Annotated in this window: 6 protein-coding genes; all 6 read right to left on the bottom strand. The window is 42.5% G+C overall.

Annotated elements, in window-relative coordinates; translation table 11 throughout:
- A partial coding sequence (locus tag WBM98_RS03375) for a lipopolysaccharide biosynthesis protein (RefSeq protein ID WP_424364615.1) occupies positions 1–345 on the bottom strand: 345 nt, incomplete at its 3' end.
- A gap of 178 nt (positions 346–523) precedes the next feature.
- Complete coding sequence (atpG, locus tag WBM98_RS03370) at positions 524–1,384, bottom strand: ATP synthase F1 subunit gamma (RefSeq protein ID WP_424364614.1); 861 nt, start codon at positions 1,382–1,384, stop codon at positions 524–526.
- Positions 1,385–1,466: 82 nt separating this feature from the next.
- Positions 1,467–3,047, bottom strand: coding sequence for a F0F1 ATP synthase subunit alpha (gene atpA, locus WBM98_RS03365; RefSeq protein ID WP_424364613.1), 1,581 nt, complete (start codon positions 3,045–3,047; stop codon positions 1,467–1,469).
- A gap of 45 nt (positions 3,048–3,092) precedes the next feature.
- The gene (gene atpH / locus WBM98_RS03360; RefSeq protein ID WP_424364612.1) at positions 3,093–3,632 is read right to left on the bottom strand and encodes an ATP synthase F1 subunit delta; all 540 of its coding nucleotides are present in this window, start codon (positions 3,630–3,632) and stop codon (positions 3,093–3,095) included.
- Positions 3,633–3,638: 6 nt separating this feature from the next.
- On the bottom strand, positions 3,639–4,139 hold the full coding sequence (locus tag WBM98_RS03355; protein WP_424364611.1) for a F0F1 ATP synthase subunit B: 501 nt from the start codon (positions 4,137–4,139) through the stop codon (positions 3,639–3,641).
- A gap of 87 nt (positions 4,140–4,226) precedes the next feature.
- Entirely contained in the window at positions 4,227–4,418 is a 192-nt protein-coding gene (gene atpE, locus WBM98_RS03350) for an ATP synthase F0 subunit C (protein ID WP_109648393.1), read from the bottom strand.
- Between the last annotated feature and the right edge of the window lie 32 nt (positions 4,419–4,450).

The raw sequence follows: 4,450 nt of genomic DNA, 5'->3' as shown, positions 1-4,450 counted from the left end.
GTATTCAGGATTGATCCCCGATGCCTGGGCAATGCCTTTTTGAAGCAATAACGCCATGACCATAAACAAAAAGGTCGTGGCTGCGATTGACAATAAAGAGGTAGAAACCACTTTTTTACGATCATCGCCACCATTGTAAAATCGAAAAAATGCCGTTTCCATGCCATAGGCCAAAAACACATTGAAGATTGCGAACCAAGCATAGATCACAGAAAGCTGACCGTAATCGGCAGTTTCCAAAATATCCGTATGGAAGGGTAATAACAGAAAAGAAAGCATCCGTGGTAAAACAGTTGCCAAACCATAGATAGCCGTCTGCTTAAAAAGTTTCTTAAAAAGGTTCAATCACGACGAATTAGAGTTTAAAAATAGGTATTTATACCTTGGCGACAAAGCAGATTGAATTTATGGTTTGTTGGGCCAAAAAAAAACCCCACATAATGTGAGGTCTGTTTTTTAATACCGTGGTGTAATTCCGTTTTCCATAGCTCATCTTTCAAGGAGTTGCCATAGGTTCCTAATCCTAATTGTTCAAAGCCTCCGCTCCACCAACAATCTCTAGGATTTCATTGGTTATCGCCGCTTGTCTGGCTTGGTTATAGGTCAATTTCAATTGATCCCTAAGTTCTGTTGCGTTGTCCGTCGCTTTGTGCATAGCCGTCATACGCGCACCATGTTCACTTGCAAATGAATCGCGTATGGCTTTGTACAATTGGGTCTTAAGCGACTTTGGTATCAATTGTTCCACAATATCGACCTGGGAAGGTTCAAAAATATAATCGGTGCTCGAACCCTGCGCATTCTCAGCTGGTACGATGGGTAAAAACTGTTCTGTAATAACTATCTGGGTGGCTGCATTCTTGAATTTGTTATACACCAATTCAATTCGATCATAAGATCCATTCTTAAACAACTGCATCAATTCCTCGGCAATAACCGCAACATTCTCGAAGGTCAACTGATCAAAGACATCGCTATGGTTTGATGCAATTGTTCCCTTTTTACCCAAAATATCGTTGGCTTTCTTTCCGATGGCCATAAAATGAACCTGTTTGCCTTTAAAAGTTTCATCGGCCAAAGTTGTACTCTGCTTTATTATATTGGTGTTGAAGGCGCCGCATAATCCACGATTCGAGGTAATTGCAACGACCAATACTTTGTTGATCGCTCTATTAGTGGCATACGTACTGCCGGTATCCGAATCCAAACTGGCACTTAAGCTTTGTAATAGCTCCGTAAGTTTGTTCGCATAGGGCCTCATGGCCGTGATTGCGTCCTGGGCCTTTTTCAACTTTGCGGCAGATACCATTTTCATGGCACTGGTAATCTGCATCGTTGAAGAAACCGATGATATTCTGTTACGTATTTCCTTTAAGTTGGCCATTTTTCTTAGTATTTAGTACAAAGTAGTTAGTCTGACTTATACTACGATTTTGTGCTCAATACTGAGTACTTAATACTCAGTACTAGCTCCTATACTTTCCTGTCAAATCCTTACAAACCGCGGTTAATGTTTCGATAGCCTCATCGGTCAACTTACCTGCTTTAAGCGAATCCAACACACCCCTGTGTTTGGCGTTCATAAATTGAAGGAAATCGATTTCAAATTCCTTCACTTTTTCAACAGGAACGTCACGCAACAGGTTTTTGGAACCTGCGTATATGATGGCGACCTGATCTTCAACCTTAAATGGATCGTTCTGTGCCTGTTTAAGGATTTCAACATTACGACGTCCTTTTTCAATGACGTTCAATGTTGCTGCATCTAAATCGGAACCAAACTTGGCAAAGGCTTCCAATTCCCTAAACTGGGCCTGATCCAATTTCAAGGTACCTGCAACTTTTTTCATCGATTTAACCTGGGCATTACCCCCAACCCTGGATACCGAAATACCCACGTTGATCGCAGGACGAACCCCTTGGTTGAACAAATCCTGCTCTAAGAATATCTGTCCGTCGGTAATCGAGATTACGTTTGTTGGAATATAAGCCGATACGTCACCTGCCTGGGTCTCAATGATCGGTAGGGCCGTAAGGGATCCTCCCCCTTTAACCATTGATTTCAACGGGTCGGGCAAATCATTCATATTTTTTGCGATTTCATCGTCATCGATTACTTTGGCAGAACGTTCCAATAACCTGGAATGTAAGTAGAATACATCCCCTGGGTATGCCTCACGTCCTGGTGGTCGTCTTAACAATAACGATATCTCCCGATATGCAACGGCTTGCTTGGAAAGGTCATCATAAATGATCAAAGCCGGTCTTCCCGTGTCCCTGAAATATTCTCCAATGGCAGCACCTGCAAATGGTGCATAAACCTGCATTGGTGCAGGATCCGAAGCGTTGGCGGCCACTATGGTCGTATACGCCAAAGCGCCCCGGTCTTCCAAGACCTTCGCGATATTCGCCACGTTAGAAGCCTTTTGGCCAATCGCTACATAAATACAATACACAGGTTCCCCGGCATCATAAAATTCCTTTTGGTTCAGGATAGTATCGATACAAACCGTAGTTTTTCCCGTTTGACGGTCGCCAATGACCAACTCTCGTTGTCCACGACCTACTGGGATCATGGCATCGATAGCCTTAATACCTGTCTGTAAAGGCTCAGTTACTGGTTGACGGAAAATAACACCCGGCGCTTTACGCTCTAACGGCATTTCGAACAATTTACCTGAAATTGGACCTTTACCATCAATGGGAGCTCCTAGGGTGTCTACAACACGACCAACGATACCTTCACCCACCTTAATGGATGCGATACGTTGCGTACGTTTCACAACTGCCCCTTCGCCGATTTCTTTGGAATGGCCTAAAAGTACAACCCCAACATTATCTTCTTCAAGGTTCAAAACGATACCTTCAAGGCCACCTTCGAACTCAACCAATTCACCATATTGTACATTTGCGAGGCCGTATACCCTTGCAATACCATCACCTACTTGCAATACGGTACCTACCTCGTCCAAAGTAGCGTCTGCTTCAAATCCTGATAATTGTTGCTTTAAAATTGCTGATACTTCAGCGGCTTTTACTCCTGCCATTTGATTTAGATATAAAGTTTTAAACGCTAAGCGCCTTAAAATATATTATAGACTATTTGTAAATTCCCTTTTTAGATTACTCAGTTTATTGGCGATACTTGCGTCGAACTGCAAATCACCTACCCGTAAAACAAAACCACCGATAATACTTTCATCGATTTTGTTCTCAATGGTAACTTTGTTACCGGTCAGTTTAGCTACTTGGATCAATATTTTCTTTTCCAAAACCGGGGTCAATGGCACAGCTGTAGTTACAAAAGCTACATCTTCACCTTTTAATTTCTCATTGAGAATGATGTATTTAAGGGCCACCTCATTCAACATCCCGATCCGTTTATTGTTCACCAAAAGTCTTATCATGCCTTCGGTAATTGGGTTAACCCCACTAAAAATGCTGTTCAAGGCATTCTTTTTGGACTCGGACTTTATTATCGGACTCGACAACATGTCCTTTAACTCCTTGCTATCGGAAATCGTCTTGACCACAGAACGCATATCATTCTCAACGGCAGCAGTTGCCTTGTTGTCAACAGCAATATCCAAAATTGCCTTCGCGTATCGTATGGCGGCTCTAGTATCGTTCATTCTCGATTATTTCAATTTAATGTCGCCCAACATATCGTCGACCAACTTCAATTGTTTTTCCTTGTTCGACAATTGCTCCTTGATGACCTTCTCAGCGATTTCAATAGAAAGTTCAGCCACTTGGTTCTTAATATCGGCAACTGCCGCTTTCTTTTCACTTTCTATCGTGGCCTGCGCCTGTTTTATCATTTTATCACCTTCGATCTTTGCCTGTTCTTTTGAATCGGCGATCATATTATCCTTGATCTCACGGGCCTCCTTGATCATGGCCTCACGCTCAGCACGGGCCTCCTTCAGCAGTTTCTCACTATCCGCGGTTACATTCTGCATTTCCTTCTTTGCGTTTTCAGCGGCGGCCAAGGCATCCTTAATGCCTTCTTCCCTATCGTTCACGGCATTCAAGATGGGTTTCCAGGCAAACTTGCGAAGCAATAAAAGCAATAGCACGAACAAAATGATTTGCCAAAAGAACAGTCCGAATGAAAAGTCGTTTATTAATTTATCCATGATGTTTTGTTATTCTATCCTATGTTTTATAAAAACAATAACAAACAGGCAAGACCAACCGTCAAGCCTGTTTGTTTTTTGTTGGGTTTACCCGGCAAAAATGGCCGCGAAACCAATTCCTTCAATAAGCGCCGCTGCAATCAGCATCGCTGTTTGAATCTTACCGTAAGCTTCAGGCTGACGAGCAATAGCTTCCATTGCCTTTCCACCAATCATTCCGATACCGATACCAGCACCGATGACCGCTAATCCTGCACCTACTACACTTGGAATTTCCATAAAATATATATTAAAAATTAAACATTCAATTC

Source organism: Maribacter sp., assembly GCF_049667165.1.
In the GTDB taxonomy this organism is placed as follows: domain Bacteria; phylum Bacteroidota; class Bacteroidia; order Flavobacteriales; family Flavobacteriaceae; genus Maribacter_A.
Note: the sequence above shows the minus strand (reverse complement) of the source record. Positions and strands in the feature narration are given on the sequence as shown.